Annotated in this window: 2 protein-coding genes; both read right to left on the reverse strand. The window is 46.0% G+C overall.

Annotation, left to right across the window (positions count from 1 at the left end; translation table 11 throughout):
• The coding region (locus Q4A73_RS02290) for a hypothetical protein (protein WP_303205820.1) at positions 1-1,066 on the reverse strand (1,066 nt) is incomplete at its 3' end.
• A gap of 105 nt (positions 1,067-1,171) precedes the next feature.
• A partial coding sequence (gene metK / locus Q4A73_RS02295) for a methionine adenosyltransferase (RefSeq protein WP_303205821.1) occupies positions 1,172-2,282 on the reverse strand: 1,111 nt, incomplete at its 5' end.

Below are 2,282 nucleotides of genomic sequence, written 5' to 3' on the forward strand. Positions count from 1 at the left end.
TATTGTTCAGTGTCTTTATCGTACCCCGATTATCAAGGCTGGTGATAGTGCCGCTGACGGTGCCGCCGATAGTGCCGCTTTGTTGGTTGGTGAGCTGGCCGCTTTGGAAGGTGATACTACCGGACTCGATCTTACCTGAGTTGGTGAGGTTGCCGTTCATGGTATTGTTCAGTGTCTTTATCGTACCCTGATTATCAAGGCTGGTGATAGTGCCGCTACCTTGGAGATTTTGAATTTGACCTCTCGCATAGTTTGTGATTTTCAAAGTCGAACTATCGTTAGTTAGAGACTGGATAGTGCCTCTTAGTTCTATGCCATTTTCTATATGTGCTTCTGCTGAGAGGCTGACTATAGTAGATTGTCCATCCAAGCGTAGTGCAGTATTTCTGTGATTTTCTTTATGTCGCTTTATGGTGCCTGAGTTGGTGAAAGTTTTGACTCCCCCTGCCGCATAAAATCCTTCTATAGTACCTGAGTTCGTAAAGGAATCCATTTGCATATGGGTATTAACAGCATAGCCTCCTATAAATTGAGTATGCGCTGCACTGGTGATCAGACCTCTATTGTTTAGAGTCTTAATGTGGGTATTGTTTGTTACTAGCTGTATCCCTCCCCGAATCGTACCCTGATTATCAAGGCTGGTGATGGTGGAATTTGCCAGCATAAAAGCGGGCTGAGCATTTAAGGGCGCACCAATAAGCCCTTTATTTATGATGGTTTTGATCTCGGCTTTTTGTAGAAAATTCCGCGAAGAAAATACTGCAGAATGAAAATATGACCGCGAATCGCCTTTCTGCTCGATAGTTCCTTCATTATAAAGTAGATTTAATGTTTTTGTATGGGGTATTGTCAAGGGGACATTATGATACCAGCCCCATATAGTTCCATTGCTAGTCAAACTTAGAGTTGCATTGGTTGAATCAACTCTGTGGGTTCCGTTTACCAAACTATTTATGGTGCAATTGTTCTGGTTATTACATCCTTGACCTTGGATTTGTGCATATGCATCACTACTAAGGAACAAAATTGCAATCACAGAAGTAGCTAGACATTGATTTTTGGTCATTTGTGTTCTCCTTATCGTATGAAAGTGCTATGATCTTAGTCAGCACTTTATTCAATGAATTATGTATTCAAATGCAAGAATAAAACAAAATTTATTAATTTTAAATTAAACCAAATCCCTAAACCGCTCCAGTGCGTCAAGCCTCTCCCAAGGGTAGTCCCTTTGTCCCACCTGCCCCCTAGCGGCGACATCCGCGTATAAAAAGGTCTCTTTGCTGGGCTTATCAAGGGCGAATTTATCGCGAATCCAGTTGGGCGTGAGGGGGAAATTTTCCATCACAAATTTGCTGAGCCTATCATCATCAACACTGCTCAAATTCGTCCCCATGCAATCGACGCTCACCGAGGTGGGCTTGGCCACGCCGATGGCGTAACTAAGCTGCACGATGCACTTTTTCGCCAGCCCTGCGGCGACGATGTTTTTGGCCAGCCATCTGCCCGCATAAAGTCCGCTTCTATCGACCTTGGTGTAGTCCTTGCTCGATTGTGCGCCGCCGCCGATGGGTGAGTAGCCGCCAAAGCTATCGACGATGAGCTTGCGCCCTGTGAGTCCGCTGTCGTGGAGGGAGGAGTGGTTGACATACTTTCCTGTGGGGTTGATGAGGATGCGCGTTTTTTCAGGATTGAAAAGCGCTTGGGGCAAATTCGCATCCAAAATGAGCCGCATGATGAGGGCGCGCACATCCTTGATCCTCATGCTCGCCACGCAAGGGGCTGAAACCACGATGGTGTGGATGCTCTGGGGGGAGCAGTTTTCAAAATTTGCCTTCGTGCCATAGTCAATGGTAACCTGAGTCTTGATATCCACGCCAAGCTCGTGTGGATTGGCCTTAGCGTAGGCGTAAACCTTATCGCAAAGCATCCTAGCGTAGCTTATCGCCGATGGCATGAATTCCTCCGCTTCAGCGCAGGCAAAGCCAAACATTATGCCCTGATCCCCAGCTCCCGTCTCGCCGTCCTCTTGATCGACCCCTTGATTAATGTCTGGGCTTTGCTCATTTAAAAATACCATAACATCGACTTCATCAGGGTGCAAACACTGCTCCTTAGTAAAATGCCCCGCGCCGTCATAGCCTATTTTTTTCAAAACATTCTTCACCAAATCATCATAATCAGTCTTACTAAGCTTGTGGGCGGATTTGACCTCGCCGCCTATCACAACTTTATTTCCTGCGACAAAAACCTCACTCGCCACCCTTGAATTTTTGTCATTTTTC

The organism is Campylobacter sp. (assembly GCF_030528245.1).
Taxonomy (GTDB): domain Bacteria; phylum Campylobacterota; class Campylobacteria; order Campylobacterales; family Campylobacteraceae; genus Campylobacter_D.